We start from the raw sequence: 22,234 nt of genomic DNA on the forward strand, positions 1-22,234 counted from the left end.
CGTCAGACTTTCGCTACTGCCCAAGATCTCCTCCGGATTCCCTCCCCGCTCTTCGGATCGCAAGCACGAACCGGCGATGACCTTCGACCCCGCCTATCTCACCGCGATGGTGTCGGCCGTCATCCTGATGGGGCTGTCCAAGGGCGGCTTCGCGGGGCTCGGCCTGCTCTCGCTGCCGCTGATGGCGCTCGTCGTCTCGCCGGTCCAGGCCGCGGCGATCATGCTGCCCATCCTGATCGTGCAGGATGTCGTCTCGGTCTGGGCCTATCGCCGCGAGTTCGACCGGCGCAACCTCGCCATGCTGCTGCCGGGCGCCGCTCTCGGCATCCTCGCCGGCTATCTCCTGGCCGCGTGGGTCTCCGATGCCGCGGTCGGGCTCGCCGTCGGCCTGATCTCGATCGGCTTCGCCGCGCGGCGCCTGCTCGGCACAGGCAAGGCGCCGCCGCCGGTCAAGCGCGCCGAATTCCTGCCGGGCACCTTCTGGGGCGCAATCTGCGGCTTTACCAGCATGGTCGCCCATGCCGGCGGCCCACCCTTCCAGATCTATGTGATGCCGCAGCGCCTGCCGCCGCAAATCTTCGTCGGCACCGGCGCGATCTTCTTCGCGATCCTCAACCTGGCCAAGGTCGCGCCCTATATCGCGCTCGGCCAGTTCACCACGCAGAATCTGAGCGCCTCGGCCGCGCTGTTTCCGGTCGCGATCCTCTCGACCATCGTCGGCGTCCGGCTCGTCCGCCGCGTTCCCGCCGAGCGCTTCTATACGATCATCTACTGGCTGCTGATCGCGGTCGGCCTCAAGCTCGTCGTCGAGGGGCTGGCCGCCTTGCGCCTGTTCGCCTGAGCGGTTGGCGCAGGGTGGCCACCTGCGCCATCCCGCGGCAAGCCTCGCCCTGCCGATTGCGCCGCCTCGGAAAAAGGGCTGGATTACCGTCAGGCCCGCGAGCCGCTAATCCAGCGGCGACGCGACGGCAGAAGGCGCCCCGATGAAGACCACGCCCTACGACACCGATCTCGACCGCAACCCGGCCAATTTCCAGCCGCTCACGCCGCTGACCTTCCTCGAGCGCGCCGCCGCCGTCTTCCCGGATCACACCGCGATCATCCACGGCCCCTTGCGCCGCAGCTATGCCGAATTCTACGCCCGTTCGCGCCGCCTCGCCTCGGCGCTGGCCAGGCACGGCGTCGGCAGGGGCGACACGGTCGCGGCGATGCTGCCCAACACGCCGGCCATGCTCGAATGCCATTACGGCGTGCCGATGACCGGCGGCGTGCTCAACACGCTGAACACGCGGCTCGACGCCGCCATCATCGCCTTCTCGCTCGACCATGGCGAAGCCAAGGTCCTGATCGCCGACCGCGAATTCTCGAAGACGGTCAAGGCAGCGCTCGAACTCTGCAAGGTCAAGCCGCTCGTCATCGACTATGACGACCCGGTCTATGACGGGCCGGGCGAGCGGCTAGGCAGCCTCGAATACGAGGATTTCCTGGTCACGGGCGACCAGGACTTCGCCTGGGCGATGCCGGACGACGAATGGGACGCGATCACGCTCAACTATACCTCCGGCACCACCGGCGACCCCAAGGGCGTCGTCTATCATCATCGCGGCGCCAGCCTGCTCGCGACCTCGAACGTCGTCACCTGCGGCATGGCCAAGCATCCGGTCTATCTCTGGACGCTGCCGATGTTCCACTGCAACGGCTGGTGCTTTCCCTGGTCTATCTCGATCCTGGCCGGCACCCATGTCTGCCTGCGCCAGGTCCGCGCCAAGGCGATGTATGACGCGCTCGCCGACCACGGCGTCACGCATCTCTGCGGCGCACCGATCGTGATGTCGACGCTGCTGAACGCTCCCCTGGAGGAGCGGCGCGACTTCAGCCAGAAGGTTTCGTTCTTCACCGCCGCCGCCCCGCCGCCCGAGGCCGTGCTCGGCGCGATGAAACAGGCCGGCTTCGAAGTGACGCATCTCTACGGCCTGACCGAGACCTACGGCCCCTCCGTCGTCAATGACTGGCAGCGCGACTGGGACGCCTTAGGCGGCCCGGAACAGGCGGCGCTGAAGGCCCGCCAGGGCGTGCGCTACCCGGCCCTGGAGGGGCTCGACGTGCTCGATCCCGAGACCATGGAGCCCGTGCCGCGCGACGGCACGAGCCTGGGCGAGGTGATGTTCCGCGGCAATGTCGTGATGAAGGGCTATCTCAAGAACCCGAAGGCGACCAAGGCGGCCTTCGCCGGCGGCTGGTTCCATTCCGGCGATCTCGGCGTGCGCTATGCCGACGGCTATATCCAGCTCAAGGACCGCTCCAAGGACATCATCATCTCCGGCGGCGAGAACATCTCCTCGATCGAGGTCGAGGACGCGCTCTACAAGCACCCCGCGGTGCAGGCCGCCGCCGTCGTCGCCAGGCCCGACGAGAAATGGGGCGAGAGCCCTTGCGCCTTCGTCGAGCTCAAGCCCGGCCAGAGCGCGACCGAGGCCGAGATCATCGCCTTCTGCCGGGGGCTCCTGGCCTCGTTCAAATGCCCCAAAACCGTGATCTTCGCCGAGATTCCAAAGACCTCGACCGGCAAGATCCAGAAATTCAAGCTGCGCGAGATGGCAAGAGGGCTGTGAGCGAACGGAGCCGGCGCCGCCGACCGGCGTGGCTCAGTATTCGGCGTAGATCTCGATGATGTTGCCCTCGGGATCGCGAAAGAACAGGGTCCTGTGGCGCCAGTCGGGCAGGTCGGTCGGGCCCCTGAGGATCGGCACGCCCCGAGCAAGCAATTCCGCATGACAGGCGTCGACCGCGGGCGGCGCGACCCGGAAGGCGAGCTGTACCGCCGCCGACCCGGGCACGGAGGCCCCATCGTCGCAGACGCTCCACCGCCCGCGGGGCCGCAGCGTCAGAAGCGCGGTGCCAATGCGAAAACTGACCCAGTTCTCGCGGTCGGTCTCGATCGGAAACCGCATGACGTCGCGGTAGAACGCGCGCGTCTCGTCCAGTTTGCTGCACAACAGGACCGTGTAGTCGAGATTGCTGATACCACCCAGGCTCACTGCAACGCTCCTCGATCCGTCCTGCGGCTGTCGCCGGCTGGTCCATTGTAGGAAAGCGCCGATGGGCGCGGCCAGAACAAAGGCCGGTCCCGCGAGGGACCGGCCTGGTCGCAATTCCAAACTGCGGGAGCAGCTCCCGCAACGCAACTCAATGCAGGGTCGGCTTCGGCATCGTCATTCTGACGCGCTCGATCTCTTCCTTCAGCAGCAGCTTCTTTCGCTTCAACTCGACGACGCTCAGTGTATCCGAGGAGGGGGCCGCCGCCGCTTGGGCGATGGCTTCCTCGAGCTGACGATGCTTGCGCTCGAGTTCGGCGAGATGGGTCTGCAGCGACATCTGGATTCTCCTGATGAGCAGTTGACAAGGAAAGTCTGACACAGAGCCGGCTTCAAGTCTCGGGGGCAGTCATGCACCGCACCATGAGATTCTGTGATCGTGACCGACTCCTTTCCCGAGCGGCGCGAATATGATGCACCGTCTCTGCGGTCACCGGCCTCGGCACACTTGCCGGGCCGCCTGCGCCTGAGCATAGTCGCCCCTGATCGCGGCGATGATGAGACGGCTTCATGGGATTCGAGCTGAGCCCTGAGGAGATCGAGGCCTTCACGGCCGAGCTCGCCCGCCTGCGTGAAGAGCACCGCGACCTCGACAGCGCGATCGACGCGCTGGAACGGATGGGCGCCGTCAACCAGATCCAGGTCCAGCGCCTGAAGAAGCGCAAGCTCTATCTCAAGGACCGCATCTCGCAGATCGAGGATGCGCTGACGCCCGATATCATCGCCTGAGGCGGGAAACATCGCAGGACACGGGGTTTTCCCTGATTCGGCGCTTGCCTGCCGCCCTCCCCGCGGTTTAAGTCGCGCGCTTCCTCCCCCGCATGGGAAGCGAGCTTTCATGGCCGAGACCAGCCCTCCCGTCGCCATCATCATGGGCAGCCAGTCCGACTGGGCGACAATGCGTCACGCCGCCGAGACGCTGGATGCGCTCGGCGTCGCCCACGAGGCCCGGATCGTCTCGGCCCACCGCACGCCGGAACGCATGGTCGTCTTTGCCAAGGAGGCCAAGGCGCATGGCTTCAAGGTCATCATCGCCGGCGCCGGCGGCGCCGCCCACCTTCCCGGCATGACCGCCTCGATGACGCCGCTGCCGGTCTTCGGCGTGCCGATCGAGTCGAAGGCGCTCTCCGGTCAGGACAGCCTGCTCTCGATCGTCCAGATGCCGGCCGGCATCCCCGTCGGCACGCTGGCGATCGGCAAGGCGGGCGCGATCAACGCCGCCCTCCTCGCCGCGGCGGTGCTCGCGCTGGAGGACGACGCGCTCGCCGAGCGGCTGGACGATTTCCGCCATCACCAGACCGAGGCGGTCGCCGAATATCCCAAGGACGAGGCATGAGCACGCCCGACCCGCGTGGCCTCGGACCCGGCGCCATGCTCGGCATCCTCGGCGGGGGCCAGCTCGCCCGCATGATGGCGCTCGCCGCCGCCGATCTCGGCATCCGCACCCATGTCTTCGCGCCGGATGCCGACAGCCCCGCCTTCGACATCGCCGCGCGGCACACGATCGGCGCCTATGAGGACGAGGCGGCGCTGGCGAGCTTCGCCGATGCGGTCGATCTCGTGACCTATGAATTCGAGAACGTGCCGCACGCGACGGCGGCCTTCCTCGCCGCCCGCACGCCGCTGCATCCGGGCGCGCGTGCGCTGGCGCTGACGCAGGACCGCTTGAGCGAAAAGAGCTTCGTCGCCGGGCTCGGCCTCGCCGTCGCGCCCTTTCGCGCCGTCGATTCGCTCGCCGATCTCGAGCGCGCAGTCGCCGAGCTCGGTCGCCCCAGCGTCCTGAAGACGCGGCGCTTCGGCTATGACGGCAAGGGCCAGGTCAAGATCGCGCCGGATACCGACCTGGCGGAGGCCTACGAGGCCATCGGCCATTTTCCCGCGATCCTGGAAGGCTTCGTCGCGTTCTCTCGCGAGGTCTCGGTCGTCGCGGCCCGCAATGCCGACAGCGCCTTCGCCGCCTTCGACGTCTGCGAGAACGAGCATCGCGACCATATCCTCGCCTTCACCCATGTCCCCGCCCGCCTTGGCGCGGCGACAGCCGCCGCAGCGATCGAGGCTGCCCGCAAGATCGGCGAGGCGCTCGGCTATATCGGCGTCTTCGCGGTCGAGATGTTCGTCGTCGGCGAGGGTGAGCGCGAAGAGGTGATCGTCAACGAGATTGCCCCGCGCGTCCATAATTCAGGGCACTGGACCAGCGAAGGCGCGGAGACCTCGCAGTTCCATCAGCATGTGCGCGCCGTCTGCGGCCTGCCGCTCGGCTCGACGACGCGCCGCGGCATCGTCGAGATGGAGAATCTCATTGGCGAGGCGGCCCTGCGCTGGCGCGAGATCCTCGCCGAGCCCGGCGCGCATCTTCACCTCTACGGCAAGCGCGACGCACGCCCCGGCCGCAAGATGGGCCATGTCACGCGGCTGAAGGCGGAGCGCTAACCCGGACCGTTCTCAGCGGACGCGATCGAGCTTCTCTCCACGTTCGCGCCAGAACGCCCTGAGAGGACCCGGCACGATGCCGAAGCGGTGGTAGAGCCAGAGCGCGAGGTCGCCGGGCCCGGCTTTGCCCGCCTCGCGATAGGGCGCGATCAGGCGCGTCAGCACGGTCTTGCGGTGCTTTTGCCTGGCCTGCGGCCGCAGCCCGGAATGAGGCGTCTGCATCACGAGCTGGACCAGCCGGTCGAGCACCGCTCCCTCCGCCTGCGCCGCAAGCCGCGTCAGCTCGATCTCGAGTTCCGCCTGCTTCGCCTCGGCCAGCATCGCGCCCCTGGAATAGGCCTGCTCGACCCGCTCCCAGACCGGCTGCGCGAGATCGCCCGCCGCGAGCATGATGCGGCGCTCGGTTTCGGAATCGAGCGGACCATCACCGGCGGCGTTTGGCATATGTTTTCCCCCGCTTGCGGCGTGGACAGCCGAAGCGATTTCTGTTATCGGCACAACCCTTCCGACGAGCTGTCAGAGTTCGCCGGACCCGACTTCTTAGACCAACCCGCTAAAGACGGACACTCACGTGCAGGTTCTCGTTCGCGACAATAACGTCGACCAGGCTCTTCGCGCCCTCAAGAAGAAAATGCAGCGCGAAGGCATCTTCCGCGAGATGAAGCTTCGCGGCCATTACGAGAAGCCTTCCGAGAAGAAGGCGCGCGAGAAGGCCGAGGCCGTCCGCCGCGCCCGCAAGCTGATCCGCAAGAAGCTCCAGCGCGAAGGCCTCCTGCCCGCGCCGGTCAAGCCCAAGCGCCCCTGAGAGCTTGCGTCATCGGGCCGGCGGCGGCCCGCGAGCAAGCATGGTGAACACCCGAACCGCGCCTGGAGCCCTCTCCGGGCGCTGTTGCTTTTTCGGCGGCGTTAACCAAAGCTTGGCAGGATTCAGGCGTTCTCCCAGCGAGAGCGCTGTCGGCGGGGGAGCGCAACCAGATCGTCGGGGTGCCGAAGGGCGCACTGGCAGACGAGGCACGAAACCGGGACCGATGAGGCAAAGCATGTATCGAGGCAAGAGCTGGCTGATCGCGGCCGGCATCGCCGTTGCGCTGGCAGGGTGCGACACCGTTTCCAATATGGGCGGCCAGCGCGGCGTGGCCGAAATGGACACCGAATCGGCGGCCAATGCGAGCGTGAACATCGGTTCGCTCAGCGAGGTCATCAAGCGCAATCCCAATGACCCGCAGGCCTACAACACCCGCGGTGCGGCCTATGCCCGCACCGGCCAGTTCTCGGACGCGATCTCGGATTTCACCAAGGCGATCCAGATCGACCCCAACCTGGCCTCGGCCTATACGAATCGCGCCCTCGCTCTGCGCCAGAGCGGCCGCAACGACGCCGCGCTCGCCGATTTCAACCGCGCCACGACGGCGAGCCCGAACTACTCGCCAGCCTATATCGGGCGCGCCAATCTGCTGCGCCAGCAGGGCAACAGCCAGCAGGCTCTGGCCGACCTCAACACCGCCATTCGCCTGAACCCCGAATCCGCCGAGGCCTTCCATGCGCGCGGCCTCGTCTATCAGCGGGAAGGCCAGCACCAGCACGCCGTGACCGATTTCGATTCGGTGATCGACCGCAATCCCTATACCGCGCCGCCCTATATCGCGCGGGGCCAGAGCCTGAATGCGCTCGGCCGCTATGATTCGGCGCTGGAGGATTTCACCGCCGCCCTGAATGTCGACAACCGCAATGCCGAGGCCTGGGCCGGCCGGGGCTTCGCCAACGAGAAGCTCGGCAAGCGGACCGAAGCCAACGAGAACTATCAGCGCGCGCTGAGCCTCGACCGCAACAACGAGACCGCCCGCTCCGGCCAGGCACGCCTCGGCGGCGGTGGCAGCGGGTTCTTCTGAGGATCAGGGACGGCCGACGCCCTGCCCGACGACGCGGCTCTCCGCTCCCGTGAGCGAGCCGCTCGCGACATCGGCCAGGAAGCGCCGGATCTCCGGCACCGAACCGAGCCTCGGCAGGTTCTCGTGGCCGCCGCCGGGAAAGCGGACGAAGCGCTTGGGCGGATTGGCGAGCTCATAGAGCGCCTGCCCTTGCGAGAACGGGATGACCGTGTCGCGTTCGCCATGCAGCACGAGCAGCGGCGTGCGCACCTGTCCGATCACCAGGTCCGAGCGGAACTGATCCTTCATCAGCAGCGCGATCGGCACGAACGGATAGACGAGCTGCGCCACCGACGCGGTCGAGAGATAGGGCGCCTCCAGGATCACGGCCTGCAGCGGGCGCGTGGTGGCCAGCTTGAGCGCGACACCGGTTCCCAGCGATTCCCCGTATCCGACGAGGCGCCCGGGCCCGAAACGCGCCGCGGCGGCAGCGTAGGCGGCCTCGGCATCCCGCGTCAGCCCCTCTTCCGAAGGCGACCCGGTCGAGCCGCCATAGCCGCGATAATTCACGGCGAAGAGCCCCGTGCCATCCTCAGTCAGGGCGCGGAAACGCGCCTGCCGGATCGGCCGCGCGAAGTTCCCCGCGTTGCCGTGGAAGAACAGCAGCACCGGCTTGCCCTCGCGCGGCGGCACCACCCAGGCGACCAGCCGCTCGCCATCGGCGGTGGTCAGCGTCGTCTCCTCGAGGCCGGGCAGGTTGGCACTGGTGATCTCGGCGCGGGCCGGATTGCGTGGATACATCAGGTCGCGCTGCATCACGTAGAGCAGCCCGAGCACGGCGAGATAGGCGCATAGGGCGCTGCCGATGACGATCTTCACGAACCGCATCACGGCGGCTGCTCCCTGGTGCGGCGCTCGATCGCCGAAACGAAAAGGGCCGGCATCAAGCCGGCCCTTCGCGACATCATGGTGACGAAGGTTAGTGCGCCATCGCCTTGACGATGTCGTCGGTGACCTTCTTGGCGTCGCCGAACAGCATCATCGTGTTGGGCATGAAGAACAGCTCGTTCTCGACGCCGGCATAGCCCGAGCCCATGCCGCGCTTGATGAAGAGCACGGTCTTGGCCTTCTCCACATCGAGGATCGGCATGCCGAAGATCGGCGATTGCGGATCGGTCTTGGCGGCCGGGTTGGTGACGTCATTGGCGCCGATGACGAAGGCGACATCGGCCTGGCCGAATTCCGAGTTGATGTCCTCGAGCTCGAAGACCTCGTCATAGGGCACATTGGCCTCGGCCAGCAGCACGTTCATGTGGCCCGGCATGCGGCCGGCGACCGGATGGATCGCGTATTTGACCTCGACGCCTTCCTTCTTGAGCATGTCGGCCATCTCGCGCAGCGCATGCTGCGCCTGGGCCACCGCCATGCCGTAGCCCGGCACGATGATGACCTTGCCGGCGTTCTTCATGATGTAGGCGGCATCGTCCGCCGAGCCCTGCTTGACCGGCCGCGCCTCGGCCGTGCCCGCGGCCGCACCCGCCGTCTCGCCGCCGAAGCCGCCGAGAATGACCGAGATGAAGCTCCGGTTCATGCCCTTGCACATGATGTAGGACAGGATCGCGCCGGACGAGCCGACCAACGCGCCGGTGATGATCAGCGCCATGTTGCCGAGCGTGAAGCCGATGCCCGCCGCCGCCCAGCCCGAATAGGAGTTGAGCATCGAGACCACGACCGGCATGTCGGCGCCGCCGATCGGCACGATCAGCAGCACGCCGAGCGCGAAGGAGACCAGCACGATCAGCCAGAAGACGACATGGCTCTCGCTCTTCAGGAAGATCAGCAGCAGCACGACGAGCGCGATGCCGAGCCCGATATTGATGCCGTGGCGCTGCGGCAGCATGATCGGCTTGCCGCTCATGCGCCCGTCGAGCTTGAGGAAGGCGATGATCGAGCCGGTGAAGGTGATCGCGCCGATGGCGCAGCCCAGCGCCATCTCGAACAGGCTCGCGCCCTTGATCGAGCCGACGCGGCCGAGGCCGAACGCTTCCGGCGCATAGAGCGCGGCGGCCGCGACCAGCACCGCCGCCAGGCCCACCAGCGAGTGGAAGAAGGCGACGAGCTGCGGCATCTGCGTCATCTGCACGCGCCTGGCCATGACGGCGCCGATGCCGCCGCCGACCGCGATGCCCGCGATCACCAGGAACCAGCCCGAGAAGCCCGCCGGCGGGAAGAAGACCACCGTCGTCAGGATGGCGATCGCCATGCCGATCATGCCGTAGCGGTTGCCCTGCCGCGACGTCGTCGGATGCGACAGGCCGCGCAGCGCCAGGATGAACAGGACGCCGGCGACCAGGTAGAGGATGGCTGAGAGATTGGCGGCCATGCGCTCAGCCCTTCTTCTTGTACATCGACAGCATCCGCTCGGTGACGAGGAAGCCGCCGAAAATGTTCACCGAGGCCAGCACCAATGCGATGAAGCCGAAGATCTTGGCCCAGAGCGGACCATCCCCCATCGCGGGCGCCGCCTGCACGCCGACGGCCAGAAGAGCGCCGACGACGATGACCGAGGAGATCGCGTTGGTGACCGACATCAGCGGCGTGTGCAGCGCCGGCGTCACCGACCAGACCACGTAATAGCCGACGAAGACGGCGAGCGCGAAGATCGCCAGCCGGTAGACGGTCGGGTCGACGCCGCCGGTCGCGACGCTGGCGGCGACCGCCGCCTGCTCGGCATAGCGCTCGGCGAGCTCGGCCGCCTGTTTCGCCAGCACTGCTGCCGAGCGCGCCTGCTCGAGGGCCTGTTCGGGTGTCGGATTAGCCATTCTGGACACTCCCCTCGGTGGCGGGCGCGGGCTTGGCCGCGAAATTCGGATGGATGACGGCGCCATCCCTGGTCAGGGCGGTCGCCTTGACCAGCTCGTCGTCCCAGTTCACCGCGAGCTTCTTCTCGGCCTTGTCGATCAAGGTCTCGACGAAGGCGAAGAGGTTCTTGGCGTAGAGCTGGGACGAGGTCGCAGGCAGCCGTCCCGGCACGTTGAGATGGCCGATGATCTTGACGCCGTTCGGCGTGACCGCGACCTCGCCCGGCTTGGCGAGCTCGCAATTGCCGCCGCGCTCGACCGCGAGATCGACGATCACCGAGCCGGGCTTCATGCTCTCGACCATCGCGGCCGAGATCAGCTTCGGCGCCGGGCGGCCCGGGATCAGGGCGGTCGTGATGACGATATCCTGCTTGGCGATATGGCCGGCGGTCAGCTCGGCCTGCTTCGCCTGGTATTCCTTCGACATTTCCTTGGCGTAACCGCCCGCGGTCTGCGCCTGCTTGAATTCCTCGTCCTCGACGGCGAGGAATTTTGCGCCGAGCGACTCGACCTGCTCCTTGGTGGCGGGCCGCACGTCGGTCGCGGTGACGATGGCGCCGAGACGGCGCGCGGTCGCGATCGCCTGCAGGCCGGCGACGCCGACGCCCATGATGAAGATGCGCGCCGCCGGAACCGTGCCCGCCGCGGTCATCATCATCGGCAGCGCCCGGCCATATTCGGCCGCGCCGTCGATCACCGCCCGGTAGCCGGCGAGATTGGCCTGCGAGGACAGCACGTCCATCACCTGCGCACGGGTGATGCGCGGCATGAACTCCATGGCGAAGGCGGCGACCTTGGCCTTGGCGAGGCCTTCGAGAGCGGCCTCGTTGCCATAGGGGTCCATGGTGCCGATCACGAGCGCGCCCGCAGGCAGGCTGGCGAGTTCGGCCTCGGCCGGACGGCGCACCTTCAGCACGATGGCGGCGCCCTTCAGCGCCTCCTTGGCGTTCTTCGCAATGCTCGCGCCGGCAGCCTCGTAATCGGCATCGGTGATGCCGGAGGCGAGCCCCGCGCCTTTCTCCACGACGATGTCGGCCCCGAGGCCAATGAACTTGCGGACGGTTTCCGGCGTCACGGCGACGCGGGTTTCCGCCCCTTGCGTTTCGGCTGGGACAGCAATGCGCATGGCAGGCGGGGCCTTTCCGGCTTTACATGAGGAGGAGCGCGAGCAGCATCAGCACCAGCGGCACCGCCGGGGCCTTCCAGGAGAGCGAGGGAGCCGCGATCCCGACCACCGACCCGACCAGCGTCAGGAGCGTCCCGACCAGCGCCGTGCCCCAGGCATGCTTGGTGCCGCCGACGGCGAGCGCCGCCACGATCGCGAGGCAGGCCACGGTGCCGACTTCAGCGAAATGGAGGAAGCCGCGATAGGTGCGCTCGTGCTCGGCATAATCCATGTCGGGAGTTTCGGCGGCGCTGTGTCCGTGGTCGGCCATGAAGAGGGCTCCGGCTTGAAAAGGTCCTGTTGCCCTGTAGCGCACCAGCGAAGGGTCTGGCAACGCGGCAACGCGCCACGAACGCCTGTTTCATGGGCAATCTCGGGCTTGACGATCCAGGCTTCCGGAAAGTTGCGAACGTAGCGGAAACCGCCATCGCGCTTCCGCTCAGCGAGCCGGGGCGAGTCCGGCCCGGTTCAGCGCATCCGCCTGGGATGAAGCGACCTGCTCGACCGCGAAATTCTCGATCTCGCGCTCGAAGAGCTGGTGGAAATTCAGCTCCGCGTCGAGATGCAGGAAGACGCCGCCGAGGCCGATGGCCGCGCGATCCATGAAGACGAATTCGCGCGGCACCGTCACCGGCCCGCGCTTCTTCAGCGCCTGATGGACCTGAAAGGCCTGCTTGCGGCCATATTCGGCCGGGCTGACGCCTTCGGCGATGCGCCGCGTTCGGTCCTCCAGCAGCGGCCCGTAGATGAAGCGGGCCCAGATGTTCAGCGTGTCGACGAGATCCTTGGTCAGCCCCTGGAAACCCCAGGTCTCATAGGCGTGGACGACGCGCGCCTGATCGTTCTCGAGCAGGCCGCGATAGAGATCGACGACACCGCCGACGAAGGAGGGCGGGAAGATGCGGATGCAGCCATAGTCGAGCAGGTTGATGCCGGCCGGCATGTCGCCCTCGGAGAACACGGTATAGTTCCCGAGATGCGGGTCGCCATGGATGACGCCGTGATGGCTGAAGGGCCGCCACCAGGCCTTGAACATCGCCGTCGAGATCCGGTCGCGGGCCTCCTGCCCGTCCTGCTTGTGGTCGAGGATCCTGTCGCCTTCGAGCCAGTGCATGGTCAGCAGGCGCCTGGTCGACAGCGAGGCTTCGAGCGCCGGCACGCGCACCTCCGGCGTCTGCGCCAGCATCTCCCGGTAGAGCGCGATATGCTTCGCCTCGCGAAGGTAATCGAGCTCCTCGCGCACCCGCGCGCCGATCTCCTTGGCGATCTCGGTCGTGTCGATCACCGGGTCCATGCGCCGGTGCAGTGCGAACAGGATGTCGAGCTGGGAAATATCGGCTTCGACCGCCGATTCCATGTCGGGATATTGCAGCTTGCAGGCGAGCTGCACGCCAGCCAGCGTCGTGGCGCGATGCACCTGTCCGAGCGAGGCCGCCGCCGCCGGCTTGAGGTCGAACTCGCCGAAGCGCTCGCGCCATTGCGGGCCGAGCTCCGCCATCATCCGGCGCTTGACGAAGGCCGCGCCCATCGGCGGCGCCTGCGACTGCAGCTTCTGCAGCTCGGCTGCATATTCCGGCGGCACGACATCGGGGATGGTGGCGACGAGCTGCGCCACCTTCATGATCGGCCCCTTCAGGCCGCCCAGCGCCTTGGCCAATGCCTCGGCATTGCTGGCATTGCGCCCGTCGAGCCCGAACAGGCGCGTTCCGGCGATCCGCGCGGCGACCCCGCCGACATTGGCCCCGACGCGGGCATAGCGCGCCGCGCGGGCGGAGAAACGATTGGCTTCGCTGTCGCGTTCGGACATGGGGCTCACGGGCTTGGCGGCTGGATCATGCTCAGCATGTAGGGTCCGATCGGGCCGAGCGCCAATGCGCGAAATGCCTCGCCCTGCACCCGCTCGTTCAGGAAGCCGCCGCGATCGTCACCGGAATGCCCTTGCGCAGCGAGTTGCTGACCATGCAGCTCGCCTTGGCCCGCTCGATCAGGGCCGCCGGGTCGGTACCGTCCTCGAGCTCGCAGGCGACGGCCATGGCCGCTTCCGTCGTCAGCAACGGCTGGCCGGCGAGCTCGACCGTGACCGAGACCGCGAGCGATCGGATGGCGACGCCCATCTCCTGCGCGACATAGCGCAGATCGTTGCAGAAGCAGCCGCCGAGCGCGAGCGCCAGCATTTGCGCGCCGTTGAAGCCGAGCCCCATGCCGCCCGCCTTGCCCTCCGGCCGGTCGACGATGATCGTGTGCCCGCCGGCCCAGCCCATGGCGGCCTGCGTGCCCTCGACATTGCGCAGCTCGACGGTGACCGATGCCATGGCGTGAACTCCTGCTGGACACTTGGGAAAACGACAGGCCTGGACGCTAGCGCCGGGCGGCCTCGATTGCGGCGAGCCCGGATCTTACCTCGGCCGCGCTTGCCGCCCGGCCGCCTGCCGCCTCGACGCGGGCGACCGCCTCCGTGATCAGTTCGGCATTGCCGCGGGTGTCACCGAAAGGCGCATCCTCCAACCCAGCGCGGACATGGATGCCGCGCGCGACCGCATGCGGGATCAACCCGCCGAGCTCGACGCCGAGACCGGCGATCATCACCGGAGCGCCGGGCGCATCCTCGGCGAGCAGGGAGAGATGTGCGTCGAGCGCATAGGGCTTCGGCGGAAAGCCCCAGGCGAAGGCGTCGGAGAACATCAGCCGATAGATCGGCGTCGGCATGCCGGGATAGGCCCTGGCGAGCGCCGCTCCGAGCCGCGTGAAGCCGGGCTCATAGATCGCATAGCTCGGATGCACCTTGTGGCGCTGCGCCACCGCCATGCCCTCGCGGATATGCTCACCCGGATTCTGGTAGATGAAGCCCGCCTCTCCGTCCGGAATGCCGGCGAAGGTCGTCCAGTTGCAGGAGCCGGGATCGAGCACGCCCCATTCGGCGAGGCCGCGCTTCGCCAGTTCCTCCAGATGCCAGTACCGGCCGGAGCCGACGATGTCGCCGGCATAGCCCGAGCCGACGATCGGGATGGTCGGATAGACGATAGCGTCGACCTTCGCCCGAATGCCCTCGATCGCCTGCGCATAAAGCTCCCAGTCGTCGCGCTGGCGGCCAGTCACAACGTCATAGACATGCAGATGCACGATCGCCGCACCCGCCTCGACCGCCGCGATGCCGTCGGCGACGATCTCGGGAATGCTGATCGGAATGCCGGGCTGGCGCTCCCGGCCCCATGGCCCATTGATCGCGGCTTCGATCCAGATCGGCGTTTTCACGGAACGTCATCCTCGGGTCAGGTGTCTTTGAGCCAGTTGTCGCGGATCCAGCGGGTGAGGCCTTCCTCCTCGATCTCGCCTGCGGCGAGAGCGAGGATGGCGGCTGTCGCCTGCGGTTCGGGCGGCGCGAACCAGATGTCGTTGAGCCGCAGAAAGGTGATCATCGCGAGGAACGCGACACGCTTGTTTCCATCGATAAAAGGATGGTTCTTAGCGATGCCGAAAGCATAGCAGGCCGCCAGAACCGCAAGATCCTCTTCGCCATAGGCAAAACGATTCAGCGGCCGAGCCAGGGCGGATTCGAGCAAACCCACATCTCGAATCCCGTCAGGGCCGCCAAACCGGGCCAATTGCTCCGAATGAATATCCTGGACGATCTCAAGGCTGAGCCAAAGCGGTTCAGTCACTTGGCCAGAGCCCGCATCGTGTTGGCATAATCACGCATGGCCTTGCGTGCGATATTCATCGCCTTCTCATGCAAGGCGTCGTGACGCGAAAGCTTGAGACCGCCTTCGGTCTGTTCGACGACATGCAGCGTGTCGCCTTCCTCCAGCCGTACCCGCGCCAGCAGCTCCTTCGGCAGGATGATGCCCACCGAATTGCCGATCTTGCGGATCTGCAGCACGGTCGAGGTGTCGACCGGCTCGCCCTTGGTCGTCTTGCTCGGCTTGTTCATCGGACATCTCCCGCGTTGTACAATCCGTATAACATGAATCACCCGCTACGTCAGCTGGGCGCCCATCGGCGCAACGCCGCCGTGAGCAAATCCTCTCTCCCGCGCGCTTGCCAGCCATCATCGTCGGCGCGCTAGTATGCGCGAAAGCCGGGAGGAGGCGATGGGGCTCTATTTCGAGGATTTCGACCTCTCCGGGAGCATCACGACCCGTGGCCGCACTGTCGGCGAGGGCGACATCACCCTGTTTGCCGGGCTGTCCGGCGACTTCAACCCGCTGCATGTCGATGCCGAATACTGCGCCGATACGTCCTTTGGCGAGCGCATCGCCCACGGCCCGCTGACGCTCGCCATGGCGATCGGCCTGATGTCGCAGCAGAACCTGATCGACAGCACGACCATGGGCCTGCTCGACCTGCATTGGAGTTTCACGGGACCCGTGAAGATCGGCGATACCGTCCATGCGGTCGTGACCCCGGTCGAGAAAGTGCCGAGCCGCAAGCCCGATCGCGGTGTCCTGACCCTGCGCCTCGACGTCCACAACCAGCGCGGCGAGCACATCCAGACCGGCCATCTCAAGCTGCTGATGAAGCGCCGCGCCGGGGAGCAGGGCTGATGCTCGAACGCCGCAGCACCTATCGCGACACCGTCGATCGCTTTCGCTGGCAGATCCCCGAGCGCTTCAATATCGGCGTCGCCACCTGCGACCGCCATGCCGACGGCTCCGGCAAGCCGGCCCTGATCTACGAGGAACAGGACGGCCGCGTCGCGACGACCAGCTTCGACCAGTTGAAGCGCCGCACCAACCAGCTCGCCAACATGCTGCGCGCCCATGGCATCAGGCTCGGCGAGCGCGTCGGCATCCTGCTGCCGCAGCGGCCCGAGACCGCGATGGCCCACCTCGCGATCTACAAGATGGGCGCGATCGCGCTACCGCTCTTCACCCAGTTCGGCCCCGACGCGCTTGAGCACCGATTGCAACATAGCGGCGCCAGCGCCCTGATCACGGACGGCGAGAACATCGCCAAGATCGAGGCGATCCGCGATCTCCTGCCCGAGTTGCGGCGCATCTTCCTGATCGATGGCACCGGCCATCTCGATTTCGCGGGCGAGCTCGAGAAGGCCAGCGACAGCTTCTCTCCCGTCGAGACCTTGGCCGACGACCCGGCGCTGATCATCTACACCTCCGGCACGACCGGAAAGCCGAAGGGCGCGCTGCATGCCCACCGCGTCCTGCTCGGCCATCTGCCGGGCGTGCAATTGCCGCAGGAGTTCTTCCCGCAGGCCGGCGACCTGTTCTGGACGCCGGCCGACTGGGCCTGGGCCGGCGGGCTGCTCGACGTGCTGCTGCCCAGCCTCTATTTCGGCATCCCCGTCCTGGCCTCCCGCGCGCGAAAATTCGATCCCGAGGCCGCCTTCGACCTGATGGCGCGACACAGGGTCCGCAACGCCTTCATCCCGCCAACGGCGCTCAAGCTGATGCGCCAGGTGCAGAACCCAGGGGCGCGCTTCGCCTATGCCATGCGCTCGATCGGCACCGGCGGCGAGACGCTCGGCGCCGACATGCTGGCCTGGAGCCGCGAGACCTTCGGCTTCGAGGTCAACGAGTTCTACGGCCAGACCGAGGCGAACCTGATCGTCTCGAACTGCGCCAGCCTGTTCCCGGTCAGGCCGGGCTCGATGGGCCGCACCGTGCCGGGCCACCGCGTCGCGGTGATCTCGCCCGGCGGCGAAGTGCTGCCGGCCGGCGAGCCGGGCCTGATCGCGGTCGCGCGGCCCGATCCGGTGATGATGCTGGAATATTGGCGCCAGCCCGAGGCGACGGCGGCCAAGTTCGTCGGCGACTGGCTCGTCACCGGCGATACCGGCGCCCGCGACGAGGATGGCTATTTCTGGTTCCACGGCCGCGACGACGACATCATATCGAGCGGCTCCTACCGGATCGGCCCCGGCGATATCGAGGACTGCATCATCCGCCACCCGGCCGTGCTGATGGTCGCGGTCGTAGGCAGCCCCGATCCGGTGCGGACCGAGGTGGTCAAGGCCTTCGTCCTGCCCAAGCCCGACAGGCAGCCCTCGGACGCGCTCGCTGCCGAGATCCAGGACTTCGTCAAGGCCAGGCTCGCTGCCTACCAATATCCGCGCGAGATCGAGTTCGTCACCGAGCTACCGATGACCGCGACCGGCAAGATCCGGCGCAAGGATCTGCGGGACGTGGAGATTGAGCGGAAGCGGGGCGGCCGGTAGCCAGCTTCCGGCGGATCAAAGCCACGCCTTCATCAGGAAGGCCGCCGCCGCCTCGAACAGCCCGGCGCGTGCATGCTCCAGATGCATCAGATGGGTGCCGGCGGGAATGACGACGTCGCGAACCTCCTCCGAGTCGAGCCGCTGCCGCAGCCAGTCCGCATCGGCGTCGGTGCAGAGGCTGTCCCAGGCGCCGCGAACGATCAGGGTCGGCGCGCTGACGTCGGCCGGCTCGTAGCCGAGCTCGCCCGACCATGCCGCCAGGATATCGGCACGCGGCCCGGCGGGAATCCTGACCGCCGCGGGCCGGCTGGCGGCGGCTCCCGGGTCGCTGGCAAGATAGGCCGGCCCCCAGCTGCTTAGCTCGGGCTCGATCAGCACCGGAGCATGGTCTTCCGGCACATCCTCGACGAAACGGGCGAGCTGTTCGGCGACCGTGACCAGGCGCCAGGCGCCGACGCTCTCCGGCGCGGCCAGGCCCGGCATCTGCCGCCGGCAGATCGGCCCGAACAGCACGAGCCGCTTGATCCGCTCGGGCCTCAGCGAGGCGTAACGTCCCGCGACGATGCTCCCCCAGGAATGCGCGATGAGCGAGACACGCCGTTGCCCCGTCGCGCGCAGCACATGCTCGATCACGCGCGCGAGCTGAGCGGTCGCCTCCGCAGCGCGACCGGACGGCGGGAAGCTGCTGGCCCCGCCAGTGAAGCTCGCCGGGCGATCCGAACCGCCATAGCCCGCGAAATCGAAGCTCCAAACGTCGAAGCCACGCTCCTGCAGATCGTCCATCCAGGAATGGCCCCCGAAGCGGTAAGCGACCGACAGCGCAGACGGAAAGGTCGCGCCATGCACGTAGATGACGCTCGGGCCCTGCCCCGCCGCGTGGCGGACGAGCAGGGCAGGCTCGCCCGGCCCACCGGTGAGCCGTGTCACCGCGCCCGCCGCAGCCGCGGGCACGCTCTCCATCACCGTCGCGTTCATCCTGGTCGTCCTCCTCACTGCGGAGGAGGGAGACTGCCTCGCCGAAGAGGCGCCATCACCCTGAAACGCTTCGGTCCCGGCCGAACGGTCCCCGGTATCCGGTTCGGCCTAGAAGGCTTCGAGCACCAGCTCGAAGGTCATCAGCACCGGGTTGTCGCCGCGCTGCAACCGGCCCTGTGCCATGGCGCCGGTGAAATCGACGAGCGCGACATCGATCTCGGCGGCAAGCTGCCCATCTGCAGGCTCGATCACGCCCGACTGGATCGCGACCTCGGTCGCGAAATTCTCGACGATCCGGCCGTCACCGAAACGCGCGCCGATCGTGCTGCCGACACCGCCATGGATGACCGCGCGCCTGATGCCGCGCTCGGCGCAGAACTCTTCGAGGGCAGTTGCGAAATCGACATTGGGCCGCACGCGCAGGGCGAAGTAGCGCCCCTCGCGCGAAGCACCGGAGAATGCCGCCGCGACGGGACCGAACAGCTTGAAATTGGTCTCGGGATCATGCGCCGCCGCGAAAGCCGCCCCGTCGAGCCCGAGCGCGGACACGCTGATCGGCTCGGCCAGGATGGTCTCGTCCGGCAGAATATGCCCGCCATTCACCCGGCCATCGGCTTCGGTCCAGAGCGCATGGCAGTGGAAGAAGGGCGCGCCGTCACGTGAGCCGAAGGTCATGGCCCCGGTCTCGATCCGGCTCACCCCGGCCGGACGAAAGATCTCGCTGTAGAACGCGGCATGGTCCGGCGTCTGCGACAGCGCCGGCATCACATAGGCGAAGGGGCCGAGCGCCAGTCCGTCCACCGTGACGACGCCGCTGCTGAAGCCCGCTTCCGCCAAACCGCGTCGCACGGCTTCCAGAAGCGGCAGCCCCGTCGCCAGCGCCATCTCGAAGCGCCGCCCATGCGCCTCCACCCACTGGATGCGCTCGGCCGGGCCGGAGCCGGGCTGCTCGATCCGCCTCATGAGGCGTTGCTCCGCAGCCAGTCGAGCTCGCCGCGCGCCTCCAGCTCATCCTTCACCAGCCGTTTCGGCACCTTGCCGTAACCGGATTTCGGCAGCGCCTCCCAGAAGAAGAAGCGTTTTGGCAGCTTGTAGCGCGCGATCTTCTCCGAAAGCATGGCCGCGAGCTCGGCCTCGCTCACGCTCTCGCCCGGCCTCGCGACGCAGACGGCGACGCCGATCTCGCCCCAGACCGGATCGGGCACGCCGACCACGGCGACCTCGGCTATGGCCGGATGCGTCAGGATCTTCTCCTCGATCTCGCGCGGATAGATGTTCGAGCCGCCGGAGATGTACATGTCGGAGGCGCGGCCGGTGATGTAGAGGAAGCCCTCGTCGTCCATATGGCCGAGATCGCCGGTGCGGAACCAGCCATCGCGGAAGGATTTCGCATTGGCCTCGGGGTTGTCGTAATAGCCCGCGAAGACGGCCGGGCCGATAACGCAGATCTCGCCCTGCTCGCCGGAGGCAAGCTCCCGGCCTTCGTCGTCCTGGATCTGGACCTGCATGCCGGTGCGCTCGAAGCCGCAGGTGCCGATCCGCGCATGTGGGCCGTCCTGCGGGTCATGCAGCGCAGGCGGCAGCACCGTGATGTTGCCGGTGACCTCGCCGAGCCCGAAATACTGCACGATCACCGGGCCGAGCTTGGCGAGCGCCGCCTTCTGGTCCTCGCGATACATCGGCGCCCCGGCATAGATGACATGGCGCAGCGAGGAGTGATCGTGGGCGTCGACCGCCGGATGCTCGACCAGCATCTTCAGGATCGTCGGCACGGTGAAGATGTTGGTGATCCGGTGCTTCGCGATCAGCCGGTAGGCCTCGTCGACATCGAAGCGCTCGGTCGGCAGCAGGATCGTCGGCGCGCCCCGCGCCGAAACCACGAGCTGATGCACGCCCGCGCCATGCGAGAGCGGCGCGACCACGAGCGAGGCGTCCTGTTCCGTCGTGCCCGGCAGCAGGTCGCAGAGATGGTTGGTGACGACGAAGCCCATCTGGCCATGGGTCAGCACGGCCGCCTTGGAACGCCCGGTCGTGCCCGAGGTGAAGAAGAACCAGCAGGGATCGTCATGCTCGACGGCGGCGTTGGCGACCTGCGCTCCGCCATGAGCGGCGATCGTCTCGTCGACCTCAGCCTCGCCGAAGGCGCCCGGCCCGATACGCCAGGTGAAGGCGGGAGCCGGGCTCGCGGCGGCGACGGCCGCGGCATGATCCGGAAAATCGCCATGGCAGAGGAAGGCCTTGGCGCCCGAGGCCGTCGCGAGATAGGCGACCTCGTCCGGCAGCAGCCGGAAATTGGTCGGCACCCAGACGGCTCCGAGCCGGAAGGCCGCGAACATCGAGACGAACATCGTCTCGCAATTCTTGGAATGAACCAGGATCCGGTCGCCCCGTCCGATGCCGCGCTCCGCCAGCGCGGCGGCAAGCGCCGAGACCTGCGCGTCGATCTCGGCCCAGCTCCATTGCCGCTCGCCCTGGATGAAGCCGGGCTTGCCGGCAAAGCGGCGGGCATTCTGGCTGACGATATGGGCGAGGTTCATCACGCGCCGGGTCATCGGCGCGACCCCGCCGCGCGGCGCGGCCTGGCTTGGGGCGGTTTCGATCACGTCAGGGCGCTCCTCGATGTTGTGACGGCGCGCGCCCGCTGCGGGGCCTCGCCGGAATGTGCTTTCGAAACGAACATCTCGCCGAGCAGGCGCTCCATGCGGGCAGCCTCGACCGAGAGATACCGCGCCAGCTCGAGCTGGCGCGCGGGCATCATCCGGCTGTCGATCGCAGCCAGGCTGAGCGCGCCGGCGACACGGCCGTCGGGATAGCGGAAGGCGACACCGACGCCCCAGGAACTGGCGACCAGCCGACCTGGATTGAGCGAGAAGCCGCGCTCGCGAGCGAGCGCCAGATCGGCGCGGACCCCGTCGGGCGGGAAGCCCGAATACTGCGCGAGCAGAGACTTCTCGTTGGCCGCCATGATGCGCTCGACCTCGTCGTCGGGCAGCGCCGCCAGCATGGCGAGCGAACCGGCACCGACGCCGAGCGGATGCTGCTGCCCGGCCTGGAGCGCATGAGTCCGAACCGGATAGGTCCCCTCCTCCCGGTGCAGGCAGACGGCGTAATTGTCCCGCCGGACCGAGAGGAAGCTCGTATCCATGGTGATCTCGGACAGCCGGCGCAAGCTCTCCATCGCAAGCTCGAGCAGGCCATGCCGGCGCGCCGCCAGGACACCCAGCACGAAAGCCTCCTGGCCCAGGCAATAATGCCGGGTGGTCGCCTCCTGCTCGACCAGCCCGGCCCGGATCAGGGCCAGAAGCAGGCGCCGCGCCGTCGGCTTGTTGAGCCCGCTTTCCACGACGATTTCGCTCAGGGGCAGGCCGCCCGCGGGCTCGCGGCCGATCAGGGCCAGCAAGCGCAGGGCCCGGTCGACGCTTTGCGAGCCGGAAAAATCGCCTGCCGATGCGATGCGCTGTTCCATCCCGTAGCCTCGGCGCAAGTCCATGATGTGGACCTGCTTATTATTTGCGGGAAGCCTAGTTCTCCGCTTCCGAGATTGCAACGTGGGGGCGCTTGTGTATTCTGGCGCCCGTCCGGATGAAGTTTCATCCATAGTATGGACCGCGCCCGGCCCTGAGAGCCAGATAACAGCGGCGCGCGGGAGGAGATCGATGATGCCACGA

At 67.4% G+C, this 22,234-nt stretch carries 26 protein-coding genes; 9 read left to right on the forward strand and 17 right to left on the reverse strand.

Annotated features, from left to right (window positions below; genetic code table 11):
* Positions 1–76 precede the first annotated feature (76 nt).
* Together ACTIF2_RS04950 and ACTIF2_RS04955 are read left to right on the forward strand one after the other, a co-directional pair.
* Complete coding sequence (locus ACTIF2_RS04950; RefSeq protein ID WP_439495928.1) at positions 77–841, forward strand: sulfite exporter TauE/SafE family protein; 765 nt, start codon at positions 77–79, stop codon at positions 839–841.
* A gap of 142 nt (positions 842–983) precedes the next feature.
* Complete coding sequence (locus ACTIF2_RS04955) at positions 984–2,612, forward strand: acyl-CoA synthetase (RefSeq protein WP_439495929.1); 1,629 nt, start codon at positions 984–986, stop codon at positions 2,610–2,612.
* Positions 2,613–2,645: 33 nt separating this feature from the next.
* Here ACTIF2_RS04955 and ACTIF2_RS04960 read toward each other — a convergent pair whose 3' ends face one another.
* Both ACTIF2_RS04960 and ACTIF2_RS04965 read right to left on the reverse strand, forming a co-directional pair.
* Entirely contained in the window at positions 2,646–3,038 is a 393-nt protein-coding gene (locus ACTIF2_RS04960) for a VOC family protein (protein ID WP_439495930.1), read from the reverse strand.
* A 148-nt stretch (positions 3,039–3,186) separates the two neighbouring features.
* Entirely contained in the window at positions 3,187–3,375 is a 189-nt protein-coding gene (locus ACTIF2_RS04965) for a DUF465 domain-containing protein (RefSeq protein ID WP_439495931.1), read from the reverse strand.
* Positions 3,376–3,605: 230 nt separating this feature from the next.
* Here ACTIF2_RS04965 and ACTIF2_RS04970 point away from each other — a divergent pair, with 230 nt between their 5' ends.
* The 3 genes from ACTIF2_RS04970 to ACTIF2_RS04980 all read left to right on the forward strand — a co-directional run bounded on the left by ACTIF2_RS04970 (position 3,606) and on the right by ACTIF2_RS04980 (position 5,525).
* Complete coding sequence (locus ACTIF2_RS04970) at positions 3,606–3,824, forward strand: YdcH family protein (RefSeq protein WP_439495932.1); 219 nt, start codon at positions 3,606–3,608, stop codon at positions 3,822–3,824.
* A 109-nt stretch (positions 3,825–3,933) separates the two neighbouring features.
* Positions 3,934–4,431, forward strand: coding sequence for a 5-(carboxyamino)imidazole ribonucleotide mutase (gene purE / locus ACTIF2_RS04975; RefSeq protein WP_439495933.1), 498 nt, complete (start codon positions 3,934–3,936; stop codon positions 4,429–4,431).
* A complete protein-coding gene (locus ACTIF2_RS04980; RefSeq protein ID WP_439495934.1) occupies positions 4,428–5,525 on the forward strand; it encodes a 5-(carboxyamino)imidazole ribonucleotide synthase in 1,098 nt (365 codons plus the stop codon). Before purE ends, ACTIF2_RS04980 begins: the two co-directional genes overlap by 4 nt.
* Positions 5,526–5,537: 12 nt before the next feature.
* On the opposite strand, the gene ACTIF2_RS04985 is transcribed toward ACTIF2_RS04980, so the two are convergent.
* A complete protein-coding gene (locus ACTIF2_RS04985) occupies positions 5,538–5,969 on the reverse strand; it encodes a hypothetical protein (protein WP_439495935.1) in 432 nt (143 codons plus the stop codon).
* A gap of 127 nt (positions 5,970–6,096) precedes the next feature.
* Here ACTIF2_RS04985 and rpsU point away from each other — a divergent pair, with 127 nt between their 5' ends.
* Positions 6,097–6,330 (forward strand): 30S ribosomal protein S21, encoded by a 234-nt coding sequence (rpsU, locus tag ACTIF2_RS04990; RefSeq protein ID WP_131853979.1) that lies wholly within the window; start codon positions 6,097–6,099, stop codon positions 6,328–6,330.
* A gap of 235 nt (positions 6,331–6,565) precedes the next feature.
* A complete protein-coding gene (locus ACTIF2_RS04995; RefSeq protein ID WP_439495936.1) occupies positions 6,566–7,414 on the forward strand; it encodes a tetratricopeptide repeat protein in 849 nt (282 codons plus the stop codon).
* Positions 7,415–7,417: 3 nt separating this feature from the next.
* Here ACTIF2_RS04995 and ACTIF2_RS05000 read toward each other — a convergent pair whose 3' ends face one another.
* From ACTIF2_RS05000 to ACTIF2_RS05045, 10 genes are all read right to left on the reverse strand, one after another.
* The gene (locus tag ACTIF2_RS05000; protein WP_439496071.1) at positions 7,418–8,281 is read right to left on the reverse strand and encodes an alpha/beta hydrolase; all 864 of its coding nucleotides are present in this window, start codon (positions 8,279–8,281) and stop codon (positions 7,418–7,420) included.
* A 91-nt stretch (positions 8,282–8,372) separates the two neighbouring features.
* Entirely contained in the window at positions 8,373–9,776 is a 1,404-nt protein-coding gene (locus tag ACTIF2_RS05005; protein ID WP_439495937.1) for an NAD(P)(+) transhydrogenase (Re/Si-specific) subunit beta, read from the reverse strand.
* Between the two features lie 4 nt (positions 9,777–9,780).
* Positions 9,781–10,215 (reverse strand): NAD(P) transhydrogenase subunit alpha part 2, encoded by a 435-nt coding sequence (locus ACTIF2_RS05010; RefSeq protein ID WP_439495938.1) that lies wholly within the window; start codon positions 10,213–10,215, stop codon positions 9,781–9,783.
* Positions 10,208–11,380, reverse strand: coding sequence for a Re/Si-specific NAD(P)(+) transhydrogenase subunit alpha (locus tag ACTIF2_RS05015; RefSeq protein WP_439495939.1), 1,173 nt, complete (start codon positions 11,378–11,380; stop codon positions 10,208–10,210). Before ACTIF2_RS05015 ends, ACTIF2_RS05010 begins: the two co-directional genes overlap by 8 nt.
* Positions 11,381–11,402: 22 nt before the next feature.
* Positions 11,403–11,690 (reverse strand): aa3-type cytochrome c oxidase subunit IV, encoded by a 288-nt coding sequence (locus tag ACTIF2_RS05020; RefSeq protein ID WP_439495940.1) that lies wholly within the window; start codon positions 11,688–11,690, stop codon positions 11,403–11,405.
* Positions 11,691–11,858: 168 nt separating this feature from the next.
* Positions 11,859–13,226: an ABC1 kinase family protein gene (locus ACTIF2_RS05025; RefSeq protein ID WP_439495941.1), complete on the reverse strand. Its 1,368-nt coding sequence runs from the start codon at positions 13,224–13,226 to the stop codon at positions 11,859–11,861.
* Between the two features lie 97 nt (positions 13,227–13,323).
* Positions 13,324–13,731, reverse strand: a complete 408-nt coding sequence (locus ACTIF2_RS05030) for an OsmC family protein (RefSeq protein ID WP_439495942.1) — start codon at positions 13,729–13,731, stop codon at positions 13,324–13,326.
* Between the two features lie 46 nt (positions 13,732–13,777).
* Positions 13,778–14,671 (reverse strand): beta-keto acid cleavage family enzyme, encoded by an 894-nt coding sequence (locus ACTIF2_RS05035; RefSeq protein WP_439495943.1) that lies wholly within the window; start codon positions 14,669–14,671, stop codon positions 13,778–13,780.
* Between the two features lie 17 nt (positions 14,672–14,688).
* Positions 14,689–15,078 carry a type II toxin-antitoxin system death-on-curing family toxin gene (locus ACTIF2_RS05040; protein ID WP_439495944.1) on the reverse strand — a complete coding sequence of 130 codons (390 nt, stop codon included), beginning with the start codon at positions 15,076–15,078 and terminating at the stop codon, positions 14,689–14,691.
* Positions 15,075–15,347 (reverse strand): AbrB/MazE/SpoVT family DNA-binding domain-containing protein, encoded by a 273-nt coding sequence (locus tag ACTIF2_RS05045; RefSeq protein WP_439495945.1) that lies wholly within the window; start codon positions 15,345–15,347, stop codon positions 15,075–15,077. The genes ACTIF2_RS05040 and ACTIF2_RS05045 overlap by 4 nt, the downstream gene beginning before the upstream one ends.
* Before the next feature lie 136 nt (positions 15,348–15,483).
* On the opposite strand from ACTIF2_RS05045, the gene ACTIF2_RS05050 reads away from it, so the two are divergent.
* Both ACTIF2_RS05050 and ACTIF2_RS05055 read left to right on the forward strand, forming a co-directional pair.
* On the forward strand, positions 15,484–15,960 hold the full coding sequence (locus ACTIF2_RS05050; protein WP_439495946.1) for a MaoC/PaaZ C-terminal domain-containing protein: 477 nt from the start codon (positions 15,484–15,486) through the stop codon (positions 15,958–15,960).
* A complete protein-coding gene (locus ACTIF2_RS05055) occupies positions 15,960–17,591 on the forward strand; it encodes an acyl-CoA synthetase (RefSeq protein WP_439495947.1) in 1,632 nt (543 codons plus the stop codon). Before ACTIF2_RS05050 ends, ACTIF2_RS05055 begins: the two co-directional genes overlap by 1 nt.
* A gap of 15 nt (positions 17,592–17,606) precedes the next feature.
* On the opposite strand, the gene ACTIF2_RS05060 is transcribed toward ACTIF2_RS05055, so the two are convergent.
* From ACTIF2_RS05060 to ACTIF2_RS05075, 4 genes are all read right to left on the reverse strand, one after another.
* Complete coding sequence (locus ACTIF2_RS05060; protein WP_439495948.1) at positions 17,607–18,566, reverse strand: alpha/beta fold hydrolase; 960 nt, start codon at positions 18,564–18,566, stop codon at positions 17,607–17,609.
* 108 nt (positions 18,567–18,674) lie between these two features.
* The gene (locus tag ACTIF2_RS05065; protein ID WP_439495949.1) at positions 18,675–19,529 is read right to left on the reverse strand and encodes a PCC domain-containing protein; all 855 of its coding nucleotides are present in this window, start codon (positions 19,527–19,529) and stop codon (positions 18,675–18,677) included.
* Positions 19,526–21,169 (reverse strand): acyl-CoA synthetase, encoded by a 1,644-nt coding sequence (locus ACTIF2_RS05070; RefSeq protein ID WP_439495950.1) that lies wholly within the window; start codon positions 21,167–21,169, stop codon positions 19,526–19,528. Before ACTIF2_RS05070 ends, ACTIF2_RS05065 begins: the two co-directional genes overlap by 4 nt.
* Positions 21,166–22,056 (reverse strand): IclR family transcriptional regulator, encoded by an 891-nt coding sequence (locus ACTIF2_RS05075; protein ID WP_439495951.1) that lies wholly within the window; start codon positions 22,054–22,056, stop codon positions 21,166–21,168. Before ACTIF2_RS05075 ends, ACTIF2_RS05070 begins: the two co-directional genes overlap by 4 nt.
* Positions 22,057–22,234: the final 178 nt, after the last annotated feature.

This window comes from Allobosea sp., from assembly GCF_051860145.1.
Taxonomy (GTDB): Bacteria; Pseudomonadota; Alphaproteobacteria; order Rhizobiales; family Beijerinckiaceae; genus Allobosea.